We start from the raw sequence: 16,271 nt of genomic DNA, 5'->3' as shown, positions 1-16,271 counted from the left end.
TCTCAATAAAACCGGGACAGAAACCATTCCTGAACCGGGTTCGGTGAGTCGCCTTGCGGGTTCGGCTCATCGATGGGATGAACTGTACGCCTCAGGTGTTCAGAGAAAAACCACCCAGTCACGAACTGTCTGTTCCAGTTTTGGAAATAGTCGCTGGCATGGGGGAGGCCAGCCGGGTCATGTTGCAGACATGCCATTGCCTTGTGTTTGTCATGCAAATGTCATGATTGGGGCGCATTCTTGGCCCATAACAACAAAGGAAATGGAGGTACATCCATGGCAAGAGAGGAAAACTCCCCCAGCGGCAAGGCCGCAGACAGCCTGGGCAAGCGCCTGATGCTGCTGCTGTTCAGCGCGGTGTTTGCAGTGGCCTTTGGCCTGGGCGGCTACGCCGCAGGCCTCAAGCCCCTGGTGCAGACGCTGCGCCTGGCGCTCGACGCACGCAGCTGGCAGACCGTGCAGGCCGAGGTGCTGTCGGCCGAGCTCAAGACCCACCCCAGCAGCGACGGCCCGAGCTACGAGGCCCTGGTGCGCTACCGCTACGAAGTGGGTGGCCGCTCCTACCAAAGCACCCAGCTGGGGCTGGACCCCGCGGGTTATTCCGACAACATCGCTGCCGACTGGTCGCGCGACTGGGCCCGGCGCCTGCAGGCCGCAAAGGAGCGGGGCCAGCGCATCACCGTGCTGGTCGATCCACACGACCCCACACGCGCCCTCATCGACCCCTCCATCCGCTGGCAGCTGCAGCTGTTCCGCCTGCCCTTTGCCCTGGTCTTCACCGGAGTGGGGGTGGTCGCGGCCGGCTTCTTCGTGGTCCTGCTGCTGGGCCTGGGCCGAGGCCGGGGTGGCGATGGCGCCGAAGCGCAGCGCTCCTCGCTTGGAGCCGCACCCGGCGCTCTGGTGAAGGGCGGCGCGAGCAAGTCGGTCGGGGCCATCTGGTTCTTCGCCCTCTTCTGGTGCGGCATCGCCTTCCCCATGGCCGCGATGCTGTGGACCAGCAGCGGCGCGCCCGGGTATGCCAAGGCCTTCATCTCGATCTTCGTGATGGTGGGGGTAGGCCTGATCGGCCTGGCACTGCACCAGACCCACATGGCCTGGCGCTACGCGGGCGCGGCGCTCACGCTGCTGCCCTCGCAGCCGCGCGGAGGCCACCCGCTGGAGGCCACCCTGCTGCTGCCCGAGCGTGCCGCGGCCTACCAGCAGGACCAGGCCCTGCAACTGCGCCTGGCCCAGTACCGGGTGGACGAGTCGAGCTCGGGCTCGCCCGAGCGCTGCGTGGAGTCGTTCACCGAGGCCGCACGCGTGCAGCGCACGGCTGACGCCGGCCTGCGCGTGAGCGCTCGCTTCAACCTGCCGGCCGATGCGCCTCCGCACGGCGCGCAGCGCTCGGGCGAGCGCGTGGACTGGCGGCTGGAGCTGCTGCACGGCCCCGGTGGTGGGGTGGAGCTGACCTACGACCTGCCCGTGCAGGCCGCAGTACCAAGCTTTGGCGGTGCGGGCAGTGAGCCACCCGACCGCTTCGACCGGCGCGCCGCCTGGAAGCAGGAGACCCCCATCCCGGTCGCCCCTGCCACCAGCGGGGAGGCGGGCGTCGATACGGACCAGGACCACGATGAACGTGGCCCGGTGATCCTGCCCGCCTCGGTCACGCTGCACGAAACCGCCGAGGGCTGGCACTACCGCTTTGCCCAGACGGGCTGGCGTTGGGCCGCCGGCCTGGTGCTGGCCGGCCTGGTGGTGGAGGGCGCCATCAACGGCCGCTGGGGTGCCCAGGGCCTGGTGCTGCCACGCTCCTTCCTGTTCGCCGGCCTCGCCTGGTGGGCGCTGGCCGCCTTTGTGCTGCATGCCGCCACGCGCCGCTGGGAGCTGGCGGTGCGCGACGAGGGCATTGTGGTGCGCTGCCGTTCCTGGCTCTGGTCACGCACCCAGGCCCTGCCGGGCCAGGCCAGCCAGCAGCTGGTGCACAAGCTGCTCTACTCCACCGGCAGCGGCGGCAGTGAGGAGCGCTACTACGCCGTGTACGCCCGCGAAACGGGCGGCACGCTGGTGCGGCTCACACCCGGCGTGGCCGGCGATGCCGCCGCCACCGCCGTGGGCCAGTCCATCGCGCAGGCCTGGGGGCACCGCCAGGGGCGCTTCAGCCCGGGGGCCGCACGGCCGGTGCGCAGCGCGCATTCACGCCCGGCGTGGGGGGCGTTGCTGCTGGCTGCTGCGCTGGCATGGTCGTTGTGGGGGCCTCGGCCAGCAGACAAGGTAGCGGGTGCCCCGCCTGCGGTCACCTATTCCACCGTGGACGGCCGCCTGCTCGATGCCCAGAACGCGGGCGATGCCCCGGCCCTGCGCGCCGCGCTGGCGGCGGGCGCCAACCCCAACCTGCTGGCGCCCAATGGCTCCAGCGTGCTCATGCTGGCGGCCCACCGCGGGCAGATGGAGCACATCGAGGCCCTGCTGGCCGCCGGCGCCCGGCCCGACCTGCGCCAGACCCAGAAGGACAGCGAGCGCGGCGACACCGCCCTGCTGCGCGCCTTCTACGGCGGCCACCTGGCCGCGGCCGAGCGCCTGGTGCAGGCGGGGGCCAGCCTGTCGGCGCGCAACCGCTGGGACTGGGGCCCCATGCACATGGCGGCGCAAAGCGGCTGCATCGCCTGCCTGGACTGGCTGGCCGCGCGCGGCCAGGCCATCGACGAGCCTGCCCCCGCCAGCCGCGGCGAGACCCCCACCATGCTGGCCGCGGGCCGGGGCAGGGTGCAGGCGCTGCAGTGGTTCGAGGCGCGCGGCGTCGACCTGGCGCGCCAGGATCCGCATGGCAAGACCGCGCTCGACTGGGCGCGCTTCAAGCAGCAGGCCGAGGCGGAGCAGTGGTTGTTGGAGCGGACAGCCCGATGAGGTCAGGACACTAAGCCTTGCGCAGCACGTTCTTTTGCAGGTAGTCCAGCACCCGGTCCACCCGCTGGACCGCCGTGGCTTTCATGGCGGGTGCCGCCGTGCGCTCGTCGCTCGCGCGCTTGTACTGCGCCACCGCCTGGAACTGCTTGCCACCGTACAGCCAGGCGCTGATGAGCGCTGCGTAGCCGGGGCTCTGGTGCACGTGCTCGGCCAGGCTCTTGGCGGCCTGGGGATTCTTGGGCGCAGGCAGTGGGAAAGCGGGCGTTCCCGACATCACGGCGTGCAGGTCCGGGGCCGTGCGGGTCATCTCCAGGATCGGTCCCACCGGGTCCTGCACCTCGCTCACCATGCGCTGCAGTTCGGCCTGGGTGCGCACGGGCACATAGGCATAGACGCCCTGGAAGATGCCAACCCAGAAGCTCATCTGGCGCCGGAAGAACATCTCGTCCTGCTCTGGAAAGATGGCGCGCTGGATGGCGGCGATCTCTTCGCTGAACACATTGATGTCGACCGCCAGGCAGGGCACGTTGTTGACCGTGGTGCTCAGCAGGGTGACGCTCTGGCCCCCGACCGGGGTGGCCCGGAAATACGTGGCTTCTGCCTGCGCGCGGTAGTAGGGCAGGCCCAGCGCCAGCCGGGGCGCAATGAAGCCATGCTGCAGCAGCAGGGCGTTGAGCGCGGCGCGCATCTCGTCGCGCGATGCCTGCAGCGCCAGGGTCAGGGGCGCCGCCGCCTCGCGGGTGGGTTCCTCTACGGCCTGGGCCGTCTCCAGCCAGAAGCCGGCGCGCTCGGGCGGCAGCACGCGGTCGGGCGGCACCAGGGCCAGGCCCTGCTGGTCATCCAGCACCGTCAGGCCCAGCGCATTGGCGTGCTTGGCCACCACGCGCAGCAACTGCACGCGGTTGGCCTCGGGCAGCTGGAAGGTCCACACGGCCTTGGTGCAGGCCTTCGCATCGGCCAACGGATCGCTGGCCCAGGGGGCCTCGCCGCAGCCCTTGTAAGCCACCATCTGCGCGGCCAGGGCCGCGAACCGGGGGCGGGGCGCCGGGGCCTCCAGTTCCAGTGCAAACCAGGTGCGCAGCACTTCCTCGAAGGAGGCCGGGGTGGCCTGGCCGGCCGGTTGTTCCCAAACGCGAAGGTCGTAGCTCATGGTGCAGGTGTGAAAGAGGATTCGGCATTGTGCGCAGCGGGTAGCAGATGGTGCACCAACTGCTGCGCATGTTGTGGCAAATCTTGCAGCGTGCGCAGGCACAGCACCAGGCTGCGTTCGGCCCAGGCATCGGTCAGGCGCACCGCCTTCACGCGCTGGGCGCGGGCGTGGCGCGCTGCGGCGGCACGGGGGATGATGCCCACGCCCACCCCCAGGCCCACCAGCTGGCACACGGCCTCGAACTGGCGCAGCCGCACCCGGTAGCGCAGGCGCCGGCCCTGGCGCTGCGCATGGCGCACCACCAGCGCCTGCAGCGCGCTGCCTTCGGCCAGGCCGATGAAGTCCAGGTGGGCCACCTCGGCCAGCACCACGCTGCGCCGGGCCGCCAGGTCGTGCCCCTGCGGCACCACCAGCACCAGCGGGTCGGGCCGCAGCGCATGGGTGGCCAGGCCGTCGAGGTCCACCGCGTCGGACACCAGGCCCATGTCGCACAGGCCGGCGCGCACCGCGTCGGCCACCTCCTGGCTGGAGCGCTCGTCCACATCCACCGAAATGCGCGGGTGCCGCGCCAGAAAGCCGGCTATCGCCTGCGGAAGGTACTCGCTGAGCGCCGAGCTGTTGCACAGCACGCGCACTTGGCCCGCCAGGCCCGTGCCGTACTCGCCCAGGTCGCCGCGCAACTGCTCCATCTGCTGCAGCACCAGCCGCGCGTGGTGCAGCAGGGTGTGGCCCGCGGGCGTGGGCTCCACGCCGCGCTGGGCGCGCAGCAGCAGGGGCACGCCCAGCGCGTCTTCCATGCCGCGGATGCGCTCGCTGGCCGAAGCCAGTGCCATGTGGCTGCGCTCGGCCCCACCGGTGATGGTGCCGGCCTCGTGCACGTTCACGAACAGCCGCAGATCGGTCAGGTCAAAGCGCATGGCAACAACGTACCACAGTTGCGCGTTGCCTTCGGCTGCGCCTGAGGCTGGGTGGGGCGCATTCCGCATTTTCAGCGCCGTGCATCTTGCCAAGAATGGCGGCACGACCCGCCGCATCGAGTGGGCATTGAAGGAGGCACCCCGATGGATCTGATGCAATTTCACAATGGTCCTGCATCGCCCGCTCCTGGCGGGTGGCAGGCATGACGGGCGGCTGGCTGCTGGGCGCTGCCGCGGTTTTCTGGCTCGCGGGCGGCATCAAGGGCGTTGTCGGCCTGGGGCTGCCCACGGTCTCCATGGCCCTGCTGGCGCTGATGATGGCGCCGGCCGAGGCGGCGGCCCTGCTCATCGTGCCCTCGCTCATCACCAATGTCTGGCAGCTGCGGCCCTGGTCCACGCTGGGCCCGCTGCTGCGCCGCCTCTCGGGCATGCAGATCGGCGCCTGCCTGGGCACCTGGCTCGGGGCCTGGGTGATCGGGGCGCCGGCGGGGGCCTGGTCGCGCGCGCTGCTGGGCGCGGCCCTCATCGCCTACGGCTGCTGGGGCCTTGTGGGGGCGCGCTTGCCGGCCGTTACGCCGCGGGTGGAGCGCTGGCTCTCGCCCTTGGTGGGTTTCATCACGGGCTGGGTCACCGCCGCCACGGGCGTCTTCGTGGTGCCCGCCGTGCCCTATTTGCAGGCGCTGGGCCTGCACAAGGACGCGCTGGTGCAGGCCATGGGCATCTGCTTCACTGTCTCCACCATCGCTCTCGCGGGCGGGCTGGCGCTCAATGCCAGCTACCCGGCCAGCACCCTGGTGCTCTCGGCCTGGATGCTGCTGCCCGCGCTGCTGGGCATGGCCCTGGGCACCCGCATCCGCCAGCGCCTGCCGGCCGTGTGGTTTCGCCGCTGCCTGATGGTGGGCCTGCTGGCGCTGGGCGTCTACATGGTGGCCGACGCGCTGGCCTGGCACGGCTTTGCATCGCACAGCGGCGAGAGCGAGGGGGCGCTGCGCCTTGGCGGCGGCGGAGCAGCGCTCTCCTCCATGGCCGAACAGCCCGCTCGCGGCATGTGAAACTGGCGCGGCCCAAGCCAGTGCCCCCGCGCAAGGGCCGCCCCGCCGCGAAGGCGGCGTATCCAGCGCATGCGCTGGGGGCGTCCCCCTCCCGACTCGCGCAGCGAGTCGAGAGAGGGGTGAAGGCGCGAAGCGACTCAGGGGGTGCTTTGCCTAATCCAGCGTGATGTGGTTGTTCTTCACCACATCCATCCAGCGCTTGCTGTCCGACTGCAGCACGCCGGCAAACTGCTCCGGCGTGCCGCCAATCGGCACCAGCCCCATGCTGGAGAGGTACTTCTTGTATTCATCGGAGGCCACGATCTTCTGCGACGCGGCGGCCACCATGTCGATGGCGGCCTGCGGCGTGCCCTTCAGGGCAAAGACCCCGTGCCATGAATCCCCCTCGAAGCCCGGGAACGACTCCGCCACCGTGGGCACCTGGGGCAGCGACTCCAGCCGCTGCTTGCTCGACACCGCCAGCGCCCGCACCCGGCCGGTGCGGACGAACTGCAGCACGTCCGCAATCGGGCTGAAGGCCGTGTTCACCGTGCCGCCCACGATGTCGTTGAGCCCGCCATCGCGGTAGGGAACATGGTTGAGGGCAATGTTCGCGCTGTTCGCAAAATAGGCCATGGACACATGCGGCGCCGTGGCCACGCCGTACGAGGCATAGCTCAGCTTGCCGGGGTTGTCCTTGGCATCCTTGATCAGGTCGGGCAGCGCCTTGTACGGCGAGCCGCTGGCCACCGTGATCACCAGCGGGATCGACAGGGTCTGGATCACCGGCACCAGGTCGCCCACCTGGTAGGGCAGCTTCTTGTAGGCAAAGGGGTTGATCGACACCGTGCCGCTGGCCGTGTACAGAAAGGTATAGCCATCGGCCGGCGCCGCCACGAACTGCTGCGTGCCCACGATGGTGCTGGCGCCCGGCTTGTTGTCCACGATCACGCTTTGCCCCAGCGCCTTTCCGAGGCGCTCGCCCCAGAAGCGCGCCATCACGTCCGGCGCCGTGCCGGCCGGAAAGGGCACGATCACCTTGATCGTGCGGCTCGGGTACTTCTCTTGCGCCTGGGCGGGCGCGGCCAGCCCCGAGGCCAGGCCGATCAGGGCCAGGCCCAGCAGGCGGCGGGTGCGCTGGGTGTGCGGTGCGTTCTTGGTCATGGCGTTGTCTCCTTTGGAATGGTTGTCGGTGGTTTGGTGCTTGTCCTGTGGCTCAGGGCCTCTGGCCTTCGTAGGCGCGCTGCAGCAACTCGCGCAGCGGCGCCTTCTCCAGCGGCCGCGGGTTCGGGTACTGGTGCGTCAGGGCCAGGTCGCAGGCGCGGTCCAGGTCGGCCTCGCGCAGGCCCAGCTCGCGCAGTGCTACCGGCGCGCCCACAGACTGCGCCAGGTCGTACAGCGCGCCCGCCACGGTGTGGGGCGCCACGCCGCCCAGTGCGCGGGCGATGCGCGCGGCCGCCGCGGGCACCTGCGGCAGGTTGAAGGCCAGCGCATGCGGCAGCACCACGGTGTGCGTCTCGGCGTGCGGCAGGTTGAAGCTGCCGCCCAGCGTGTGGCACAGCTTGTGGTGCAGGGCCACGCTCACATTGCCCAGCACGCTGCCGCACAGCCAGGCACCGTACAGCGCATCGCCACGGGCCTCCATGTCGTCGGCGCGCAGGTGGATGGCGGGCAGTGCCCGGGCCAGCGCGCGGATGCCTTCCTCGGCCATCAGGTCCATGATGGGGTTGCTGTCCGGTGCGTACAGGCCCTCCACCGCATGGGCGATGGCGTTGATGCCGCTGGTCATGCTCAGCGGCACGGGCAGCGACAGGGTCAGCGCCGGGTCGTAGATCACCGTGCGCGGCAGCACGCGCGCATCGCGGCCGGTGGTCTTGAGGCCCGCCTCGGTGATGCCGTAGATCGGCGTCATCTCGCTGCCCGCATAGGTGGTGGGTATGGCCAGAATGGGCAGGCCCGATTCGAGCGCAATGGCCTTGCCCAGCCCGATGGTCGAGCCCCCGCCGATGGCCACCGCGCAGTCCGCCCCCAGGCGGCGCGCCTCGTCCCGTGCCGCACGCGCGGCTTCGATGGGCACATGCATCTCGGCCCGCGCAAAAATGCCGGCCGCACGCGCTCCCAGCCGCTCGGCCACCTGCTGCGCCTGGTCCACCTGCCCGGGCGTGCACAGCACCAGCGCGCGCTGCGCGCCCAGCAGGTCAATCTCGCGCTCCAGATGGGCCAGCGCACCCGCGCCGAACACCGTGCGCGGCGACTGCGGGCGGTAGGTGAATTCATGCATGGCGGCTGCTCCCTGTTGCAGGCACGCGGTAGTCCACCTGGTGGCGGGCGATGCGCATGGCACCCAGCTCCTGCTTCACGCGCAGGTGCTCGGGGTGCTCGGCATAGGCGGCCAGCGCCTCGGGCGACTCGAATTCGCTGTACAGCACCACGTCGCAGGCATAGTCGGTGCGGCTCACGTCCACGCCGATCTCCAGGTGCCGCAGCCCGGGGATGCGGCCCTTGAGGCTGTCGAAGCTGGCGCACAGGCGCTCGATGTTGTGCTGCCGTTCGGCGGGCGTGCCGCCCTGCACGTTCCACATCACGATGTGGCGGATGGTCTGTTGCTGGAGGGTGCTGCTCATGCGGGGAACCCCGTCTTCTGGGGCCAGAGGTTGATGAAGGCGTGGACGGAGCTGCTCGCGTACAGGCCCGCCTGGGTGAAGGGCTCATCGCGCAGCCAGGCCATGGCCGCATCGCGCGACTCGAAGTCGATCACCAGCAGGCTGCCCACCATCGTGCTGCCGTCGCCGTCTTGCACCAGCGGCCCGGCAAACGCGATGCGCTCCTGCACCCGGGCCAGGTACTCCTTGTGCTGCGGGCGCACGCGCTGGCGCAGGTCACCGGCGCCGGGCCGGTCGGTGAGCCAAAAGGCGAACAGCATGGCCTCAGCCCTCCTTGGCGGGGTTCAGCACGAAGTCGTAGGTGAGCAGGTAGCTGCCATCGGCCTGCTGCGCCCAATCGCACACCAGCGACTGGCGCACGCCGAACACGGCGTCCGAATCGAGATAGTCGCTGTCGCTGCGGAACACGTGGGTGATCAGCGTCTCGTAGCCCGGCGCCTGCACCATGAAATGCAGGTGCGCCGGCCGCCAGGGGTGGCGCCCCGTGGCCTGCAGCATGGCGCCCACCGGCCCGTCGTGCGGAATGGCATAGGGCACGGCCACGATGGAGCGAAAGTGGAAGGCGCCCGCCCCATCGGCCTGCAACTGCCCGCGCGCCTGGGCCTGCGCCAGGGCGGTGTGCTGCACGTCGTACAGCCCGTCTTCGTCGGACTGCCAGACATCCAGCACGGCGCCCGCAATCGCCTCGCCCGCGGTGTTTTTCACCGTGCCGCGCACCACGCAGGGCGTGCCCTTGGCGCCGTTGGCGATGTCGGCGCCCAGTGCGTACTTCGGCGCGTCCTTCACGTAGAAGGGGCCGAAAACGGTCGCCTCCGTGCAGCCCTCGGGCTTGTGGTTGTTCATGGCCACGGTCAGCATCGACAGGCCCAGCACGTCCGACAGCAGGATGAACTCCTGGCGCTTGTCGTCGGTGATGTGGCCGCAGCCCGTGAGGAATTCGATGCCCTTGAACCACTCATCCTCGGTCAGTTCCACCTCGCGGGCAAAGGCATGCAGGTGCTGCACCAGGCTGATCAGCACCTGCTGGAGGCGCGGGTCCGCCGTCTGCGAAAAGCTCGCGATCACCGCCTGGGTGATGTTGTCCTGGTTGAGGTTGCGCATGGGGTCGTGTCTCCTGTACCACGTAGGCCGCGTGGGCCGTCTGTTCTGGGAGCCGACTTTATGATTTCCAAAATCAAGAATAAATACGCAATAATGGAAACCAGTTTTCCGATAATTAGAAATATGGACCGCCTCACCGAGCTGGAGCTGTTTGTCAAAGTGGCCGAGCTCGGCAGCGTCAGCCGCGCGGCCGAGGCGCTGGGCCTGTCCAACCCCGCCGCCAGCCGCCACCTGGCCGCGCTGGAGGGCCGGCTCAAGACCCGGTTGGTGGAGCGCAACACCCGCCGCCTGTACCTGACCAGCGAGGGCCAGGATTTCCACGAGCGCGCCCGCACTGCGCTCACCGAGCTGCAGGACGCCGAGGCCGCCCTGCACTCCAGCACGCTCAACCCCTCGGGCGTGCTGCGCGTGAGCGCCTCGCTGTCGTTCTCCATGCAGCAGATCGCCCCGCGCCTGCCCCAATACCACCAGCGCTACCCCAACGTGCGCGTGCACATCGAGGCCGCCAACCGCTACCTGGACATGATCGAGAACGGCATCGACGTGGCCATCCGCAACCGCGAGTTCGAGCCCGACAGCAGCATCACCATCCGCAAGCTCGCCTCCACCCGGCGCCTGCTCTGCGCCTCACCCGCCTACCTGGCCGCGCGCGGCACGCCGCAGGAGCCCGAAGACCTGGCGCGCCACGACTTTTTGATCTATGTGCTGGCCAACCATGCGCACGAGCTGCGCCTGTCGAACGGCACCGAGACCCGTGTGGTGGGCATCCAGGGCCTGCTCGAATCCAACGACGGCCAGGTGCTGCGCGCCGCCGCGCTGGGCGGCCTGGGCATCCTCGTGCAGCCCAGCTACATCGTCTACGACGACATCGTGGCCGGCCGGCTGGTGCCGCTGCTCAACGACTGGGACCTGCCGCGCATCCAGATCAACATCGCCTACCCCAGCCGCAAGCACCTGTCGGCCAAGGTGCGCTCCTTCATCGACTTCATGGCCGAAGAGTTCGCCAGGAACGATTACGAGCGCAAGTGGACCAGCTATCTGGGGCTGCGCTAGACCGGCCCCGGCCACACAGGCTTGGCCGCACTCTCCACCAGCCACAGCGCCGCGCGTGCGCGCGTCATGGCCACGTAGAGCATGTTGCGCTCGCGGTAGGCCTCCTGGTGCGACGCGGGCCCCGGAAAGCGCCCGCGCTCCACAAAGGGCACGGCCACAAAGGTGAACTCGCGGCCCTTGCAGGCCTCCACGCTCAGCAGGCGCAGGCTGATGGGCTCGTTGGCCTGGTGCATGGCGATGCTTGCTGTGGCCAGCAGCGTGAGGCGGCCCAGCAGCTCGGCCACGGGCAGGCCGTGGGCCAGGCCCGCCAGCGCCTGCAGGCTGGCCTGGCAGGCGCTGCGCTCGGCGCCGTTGATGGGCGCCTCGGCAAAGATGCGGCGCACCAGCGGGTGGGTGCAGAACAGGCCTGCATCGGCCAGCAGTGGGGCGCGCGCATCGGGCACCAGCGCCATGAGCTGGGCACAGGCATCGGCCAGCTCGGGCGCGCTCGGGTCCAGGGTGCCGTGGGCAATGTAGCGGCGCATGCGCGTGGCGCTGCTGTGCAGCGTGGCCGCCAGTTTCTGCCCTTCCTGGGCACCGGGCAGGTCGGTCCAGCCCGCGTCGTCGAAACGGCCCTGGGCCAGCAGGTCCACGTCGGCCGCGCCGCTGCGCGCCGTGCGCCGGCCGTAGTGCAGCAGGCCTTCCACCGCAGCGCTCACAATACCCGGAGTCAGGTGGCGCTCGCCGCCATCGCCCTGCAGCGCCCACATCAGCGCCAGGGCCAGCGCCACCTCGCGGCGCAGGTAGAAGGGGCTCATGCCCTGGCAGCCATAGTGCACGCCCTCGTGGCCGAACACCCATTCGAGCAGGATGCTGTCCTGCGGGCTGCGCAGCACCACGTTGAGCGAGCTGTTGTTCTGGCCTGTGCCCTTGCCGTCGCCCTTGGCGTCCTGCAGCGCGCCCCAGCCGTTGACGATCTGCCCATGCAGTTCCACCAGCTGCGCGGCGCAGTGCTCGTCGCTGTCGTAGGTGAGGTGCGCAAACGCATCCGAGCTTTGCGCCATGGGCGCAAACTCCACGTCGAACAGCGGGTTCAGCGCCGCGCAGATCTCCGCGCCGAAGCGGCGCGTGGTGTTGATCGCCAGCACCTCGGTGTCCGCCGGCAGGCATTCGCGCATGCGCTGCAGGCCCGAGCCGAACACCGAGAACGAGCCCTCGTGGATGTGCTGGTTGAAATCCCCCGCGCCCACGAAGAGGCCGTTGCCGCCCTGCACCAGCTTGCGCAGCACCATCAGCGCGCCCTCGTCCAGGTCGTGCAGCTCGTCGAACAGCACGGCGCTGTAGCGCTCGCGCAGGGCATCGAGAGGTTGGTCCCAGTCCAGCGCACCCAGTTGGCGGCACAGCTCGAAAGTGCAGTCGCCCTCGGCGTAGAACCGGGGCTCGTGGTTCATGCCCACGCGCATGCGCTCGTACTGGCCGTACAGGCGGTACAGGCCGGCATCCAGCCCCTGGTCGTCGCAAAACGCGGCGAGGTCCTGGCCCGAATCTTCCAGCGCCCGGTCCAGCAGCTTCTTCTTGGCCAGCGTCTCGAAGGCCAGAAAGGCATCGATGTCCACATCGTGCGCCATCAGCGCGTCATCCTCCAGGCTGGCACCGTGGTCATCACTGCGCTCCAGCTCCAGCCGCAGGGCCTGCTGCGCCTGCAGAATCAGAAAGCGCCGGCGCACCGGGTCGTCCAGCCGCTCCACCGGGTCGCCCTGTTCCTTGAGCACCGCCTCGCACAGCTGCTCCATGGTCAGGATCTCCATGCTGCGCGGCACGGCGCCGTGCAGCTGCAGCATGCGGTCGCGGATGGCCGTGACCCCGGCGCGCGAATACGCCAGGAACAAGATGGGCGTCGGTTCCCGGGCCTGCCCCGCTTTGCCTGCCTGCTGCAGCAGCAGGTTGCAGGCTTTCATGCACAGCGTGGTCGTCTTGCCCGTGCCCGCCAGCGCGCTGATGACGATGGCCGGCGCCGTGGAGTCGAGCACGCGCCGCTGCTCGGCCGTGGCCGTGATGCGGGCGTGGGCCCAGCTGCGCGCGGGAGAAGAGGCGGGGGCGGGAGAGCGTGGAGCGGGCATGGAATCGGTGTGCGGAGCGGGGTGCCATTGTCCCTGACTGCACCCAGCCCCCGCGCTACAAGCCCCTGTAGCGCTTGTGGGGCCCAGGCTACCGGCACCCCGCCGCGCGCATGTCCTCCGACCCCACCCGCGCTGTGCTGCCGGGCTTGGTGATCGCGCAGCGCGACGTGAAGTAGAACGACAGCCGGTCGCGCACCGGCGTGCCGGCGATCCGGTATGGCCGGTTGCCCTGGGTGATGGCCTCGCCCGCCGCCACCGCCTTGCTGTCGTACAGCCCCTGGCTGATGTTGTGCCGGTCGGCCGAGTCGTCGAAGCTCTGCGCCGTGAGGCGCTTGAAGGCATCGGCCGCCAGCGCCGGGTCGTGCGCGCCCTTCAGGTAGCGGTCGAACCAGGCCAGCGTGTAGTAGTTGATGACGCCCTCGCCATACCGGCTGGCCGGCCCGCCAAAGAGCGAGAAGTCCAGGTGCGTGCCCGCGCGCAGCATGACCAGCATGGTGTCCACCCCGGCGGCCTTGAGCTCCTGGTAGCCCGGGTCCTTGGGGTGCGCGTCGGTGCCCCGGCCGCGGCCGCCCTGGGTGTTGGTCTTGGCGGGTTCGGGGGGCTCGGTGGTGGGTACGATCTTGAAGTAATAGTCCGCCCCTATGCCCAGCGCGGGCGTGCGGATCGCCAGATCTGCGGCCGGGTCCATGCCGATCTTGTCCACCCAGCCGGTCTTCAACGCCGTGAGGTTGTCCCAGGCCACTATGGCGCCGATGCGCTTATCGGCCTGGCCGATCAGGCTGGCCGTGCTGCCGCCCTGCGAGTGGCCGGCAATGCCCGCCATGCGCGCATCGAGCTGGTCCCAGTGCGGGAAGAACCGGGCTGCATCGCCCGCCAGCGGCGCTTTGGGGGTGGCAAAAAGCCAGTCCACCACGCTCTGCGCATCGGGCCCATGCGTGCCCATGGGGGCCGTGGTCTCCAAGGCAATGGTCATATAGCCCGCCTCGGCCAGTACCTGTGCGGCTGAGCGGTGCAGCCGCTTGGAGCTGTAGCCTCCGTGCACGATCACCACCGCAGGGTAGGGCGGCTCGAAGGTCTTGAGCCCGGCCGGCAGGCCCGTGCAGGTGCCTGCGGCGCAGGGCCGGTAGATCTCCACGGCGATCGGCTTGCCCGATGCGGCCGGTGTGCTCGCCTCGGTGTACCGAAAGCGCTTGCCGGCATGGCTGGCCGGGTTGCGGTAAGCATCGAGCGCGGGCGTCTTGCCGGGCGTGAACAGCGCGGCGGGCTGGCCAGCAAAATCGTCGATGCGCTGGCGTGCGCAGGCCATGTTGTCGGCATCGCGCTGCGCCCACTCGGCCGAACCGGGTGCGGGCGATTCGTGCCGCACCGGGCCCAGGCAGTCCAGCGCGGGCTCGGCGGCATGGGTCAAGGTGGTGGCAGCACCCAGCGCCAGCGACAGAAGCAGACCCCGCATCACTTGCCCGCCCCCGCGCTCGCATTGCGCTGCATGAAGGCCGCGAGCGGCCGGATCACGTTGTTCGTCGCATCGTCATCGGCCGTGACGATGTCCACGTGCGAGTAGCCCTCGCTCATGTGCACCTCAAAGCCGCCATCCACCCCGCCGTACTGGCGGTTGGCCACCAGCGTGGCCTGGCCTGCGGGCGTGCGCGCAATGCCGGCCTTGCAGCTCGCTGCTGCGCAGGGCGCGATGGCCTCGGCAAAGCCGCGCCAGATGCCGGCCACGGGCGTGAGGCCGTTGGTGCCGCCGAACGCGATGACGGGGATGTTGATCTTCTTCGCCTGCGTCTGGTTCACGATGTCGGCGCGGCCGCGCCCGCCCTGGGCCACGGGCAGCGACAGGGCGCTGGTGTCCAGCCCCAGGTTGGCGCCGCCGCTGCCCTCGGCATTGCCCAGCAGCAGGCCCGAGCTGGGGTAGTACCAATCGCTGTAGGTGGTGTTGCCCAGGTACAGCGCGCGCGACAGGCGCTTGAGGTTGGTGGGCTCCACCTCCTTGCCCCAGGCCGGCGGGTTGGCCACCAGCGTGGCGGGCTGCGGGCCGAAGTCGCGGAAGGCGGCGGCGGGCAGCGGGTCGGTGTTGTCCAGCCAGGTGCGCAGGCCATCGGCGCGCGCCGGGCCCAGGGCGCCCATCGACACGGAATAGAACACCGTGCGCTGCAGGTTGTCATCGTCCATGAAGGTGCCGATGGCCGCGCCCGCCGTCACGGGAAAGTCGCGCTTGCTGAAGTCGGCCAGCCGCGCGTACACGTTGTTGCCCGCCACGCCCCCCTGGTCTTGCTGCAGCAGCGCCTGCGTGCCGTTGATGGTGCCCTCGAAGGCCATCTGCATGCCCGCGATCTCGGTCGATGCGCTCACGCGCGGCGTGAGGCCCGGGCGCGAGACAAAGCCCGGCTCTGCCCCCGAGGCCACGGCCGCGTACAGCCCGCCATCGGCCGCGCGCTCCACCGCATCGAGCTGCGCTGCTGTGGGTGCGCTGGTGGCCAGCGCACCGCCCGGCCCCTCGAACAGCACCAGCCCCTTGAGCTTGGCATAGCCCGGCTGTGCTGCGCCCGTGCCGCTCAGGTTGAAGTCCGTGGCCGCATAGCGCGCCACAAAGCCCGTGCCCGCCGAATGCCCGCCCAGAAACACATTGCCATCGCGCGCCACCGTGTGCGCGGCGCTCACCACCGCATCCAGGTCGTGCGAATGCACCTGCGGCGTCCAGTCCGCGAGGAAGGGGATTTCGCGGCTTTCATGGAACACCGCGCGCCGCGTGAGCTTGGCCGGCAGCGGCAGGCCCAGCTCGGCGCCGTACAGGTAATTCAGGCCCAGCGCGGCATCGCGCTCACGCTCGGCGATCTGCAGGCCCTCCATGTCCTGCAGCGCCACGGAGCGGCGGTCCACGCCCCATACCTCCACAACGGCCTTGTGGTCGGCCCACATGCGGCGCACCAGGTTCTCGGCCAGGATCAAATAGCTGTGCGAGGCGGCCAGTGTGCCCGGCATGGCCACCAGCACCGCATCCACCGGCTTGCCCGCATGGGCCGCCAGCCCGTAGCGCGTGTAGCGCACCCGGTTCAAATCCGGCCCCGCCGCGCCGAACTGCGTGGCCAGCTTGCTGCCCGGCGCCACCACCACACCCGCCGTGCCCGGCGTGCGCACCGCCTTGGCGCGGCTGGCCAGCTCGTACGTGCTGATGGTGAACTCGCCCGAGCCGGTGCCACCCCCATCCACCAGCGCCTGCCCGCCACCGCCGCAGGCAGTGAGGGCGGTGGCCACGGCCAGGCCCAGCAGGGTGCGGCGCCAGGGCATGCCGGGCTGGGCGGTGGTGGCGTTGTTGCTGGGGGTGGTCGTCGTCGCTTTCTTCTTCATCGTTGTCTCCACAAGGTTGCAGT

At 70.0% G+C, this 16,271-nt stretch carries 13 protein-coding genes; 3 read left to right on the top strand and 10 right to left on the bottom strand.

The window, feature by feature from the left end; genetic code table 11:
• Positions 1-276: 276 nt before the first annotated feature.
• Complete coding sequence (locus AC3WOH_RS33215) at positions 277-2,886, top strand: ankyrin repeat domain-containing protein (protein ID WP_492233597.1); 2,610 nt, start codon at positions 277-279, stop codon at positions 2,884-2,886.
• Between the two features lie 10 nt (positions 2,887-2,896).
• On the opposite strand, the gene AC3WOH_RS33210 is transcribed toward AC3WOH_RS33215, so the two are convergent.
• Both AC3WOH_RS33210 and AC3WOH_RS33205 read right to left on the bottom strand, forming a co-directional pair.
• Positions 2,897-4,036, bottom strand: coding sequence for a hypothetical protein (locus AC3WOH_RS33210; protein ID WP_492233596.1), 1,140 nt, complete (start codon positions 4,034-4,036; stop codon positions 2,897-2,899).
• Positions 4,033-4,953 carry a LysR substrate-binding domain-containing protein gene (locus AC3WOH_RS33205; protein ID WP_492233595.1) on the bottom strand — a complete coding sequence of 307 codons (921 nt, stop codon included), beginning with the start codon at positions 4,951-4,953 and terminating at the stop codon, positions 4,033-4,035. Before AC3WOH_RS33205 ends, AC3WOH_RS33210 begins: the two co-directional genes overlap by 4 nt.
• A gap of 203 nt (positions 4,954-5,156) precedes the next feature.
• On the opposite strand from AC3WOH_RS33205, the gene AC3WOH_RS33200 reads away from it, so the two are divergent.
• On the top strand, positions 5,157-6,005 hold the full coding sequence (locus AC3WOH_RS33200; RefSeq protein ID WP_492233594.1) for a sulfite exporter TauE/SafE family protein: 849 nt from the start codon (positions 5,157-5,159) through the stop codon (positions 6,003-6,005).
• A gap of 153 nt (positions 6,006-6,158) precedes the next feature.
• Here the strand turns inward: AC3WOH_RS33200 and AC3WOH_RS33195 are convergent, their stop codons facing one another.
• From AC3WOH_RS33195 to AC3WOH_RS33175, 5 genes are read right to left on the bottom strand one after another with little or no spacing between them, the layout of a single operon-like run.
• Complete coding sequence (locus AC3WOH_RS33195) at positions 6,159-7,148, bottom strand: Bug family tripartite tricarboxylate transporter substrate binding protein (protein ID WP_492233593.1); 990 nt, start codon at positions 7,146-7,148, stop codon at positions 6,159-6,161.
• Positions 7,149-7,200: 52 nt separating this feature from the next.
• A complete protein-coding gene (locus AC3WOH_RS33190; protein ID WP_492233592.1) occupies positions 7,201-8,265 on the bottom strand; it encodes a maleylacetate reductase in 1,065 nt (354 codons plus the stop codon).
• Positions 8,258-8,608: a Dabb family protein gene (locus tag AC3WOH_RS33185; protein WP_492233591.1), complete on the bottom strand. Its 351-nt coding sequence runs from the start codon at positions 8,606-8,608 to the stop codon at positions 8,258-8,260. Before AC3WOH_RS33185 ends, AC3WOH_RS33190 begins: the two co-directional genes overlap by 8 nt.
• Positions 8,605-8,907: a YciI family protein gene (locus AC3WOH_RS33180; RefSeq protein ID WP_492233590.1), complete on the bottom strand. Its 303-nt coding sequence runs from the start codon at positions 8,905-8,907 to the stop codon at positions 8,605-8,607. The genes AC3WOH_RS33185 and AC3WOH_RS33180 overlap by 4 nt, the downstream gene beginning before the upstream one ends.
• Positions 8,908-8,911: 4 nt before the next feature.
• Entirely contained in the window at positions 8,912-9,748 is an 837-nt protein-coding gene (locus AC3WOH_RS33175) for an intradiol ring-cleavage dioxygenase (protein WP_492233589.1), read from the bottom strand.
• 123 nt (positions 9,749-9,871) lie between these two features.
• Between AC3WOH_RS33175 and AC3WOH_RS33170 the strand changes: the two genes are divergently transcribed.
• On the top strand, positions 9,872-10,801 hold the full coding sequence (locus AC3WOH_RS33170; RefSeq protein ID WP_492233588.1) for a LysR family transcriptional regulator: 930 nt from the start codon (positions 9,872-9,874) through the stop codon (positions 10,799-10,801).
• On the opposite strand, the gene AC3WOH_RS33165 is transcribed toward AC3WOH_RS33170, so the two are convergent.
• The 3 genes from AC3WOH_RS33165 to AC3WOH_RS33155 form a co-directional block, all read right to left on the bottom strand.
• Positions 10,798-12,900 (bottom strand): UvrD-helicase domain-containing protein, encoded by a 2,103-nt coding sequence (locus tag AC3WOH_RS33165; protein ID WP_492233587.1) that lies wholly within the window; start codon positions 12,898-12,900, stop codon positions 10,798-10,800. The genes AC3WOH_RS33170 and AC3WOH_RS33165 overlap by 4 nt on opposite strands.
• A gap of 88 nt (positions 12,901-12,988) precedes the next feature.
• Positions 12,989-14,353 carry an alpha/beta hydrolase family protein gene (locus AC3WOH_RS33160; RefSeq protein ID WP_492233586.1) on the bottom strand — a complete coding sequence of 455 codons (1,365 nt, stop codon included), beginning with the start codon at positions 14,351-14,353 and terminating at the stop codon, positions 12,989-12,991.
• A complete protein-coding gene (locus AC3WOH_RS33155; RefSeq protein WP_492233585.1) occupies positions 14,353-16,248 on the bottom strand; it encodes a hypothetical protein in 1,896 nt (631 codons plus the stop codon). Before AC3WOH_RS33155 ends, AC3WOH_RS33160 begins: the two co-directional genes overlap by 1 nt.
• Between the last annotated feature and the right edge of the window lie 23 nt (positions 16,249-16,271).

The organism is Acidovorax sp. FW305-C-20-28, from assembly GCF_058783375.1.
Note: the sequence above shows the minus strand (reverse complement) of the source record. Positions and strands in the feature narration are given on the sequence as shown.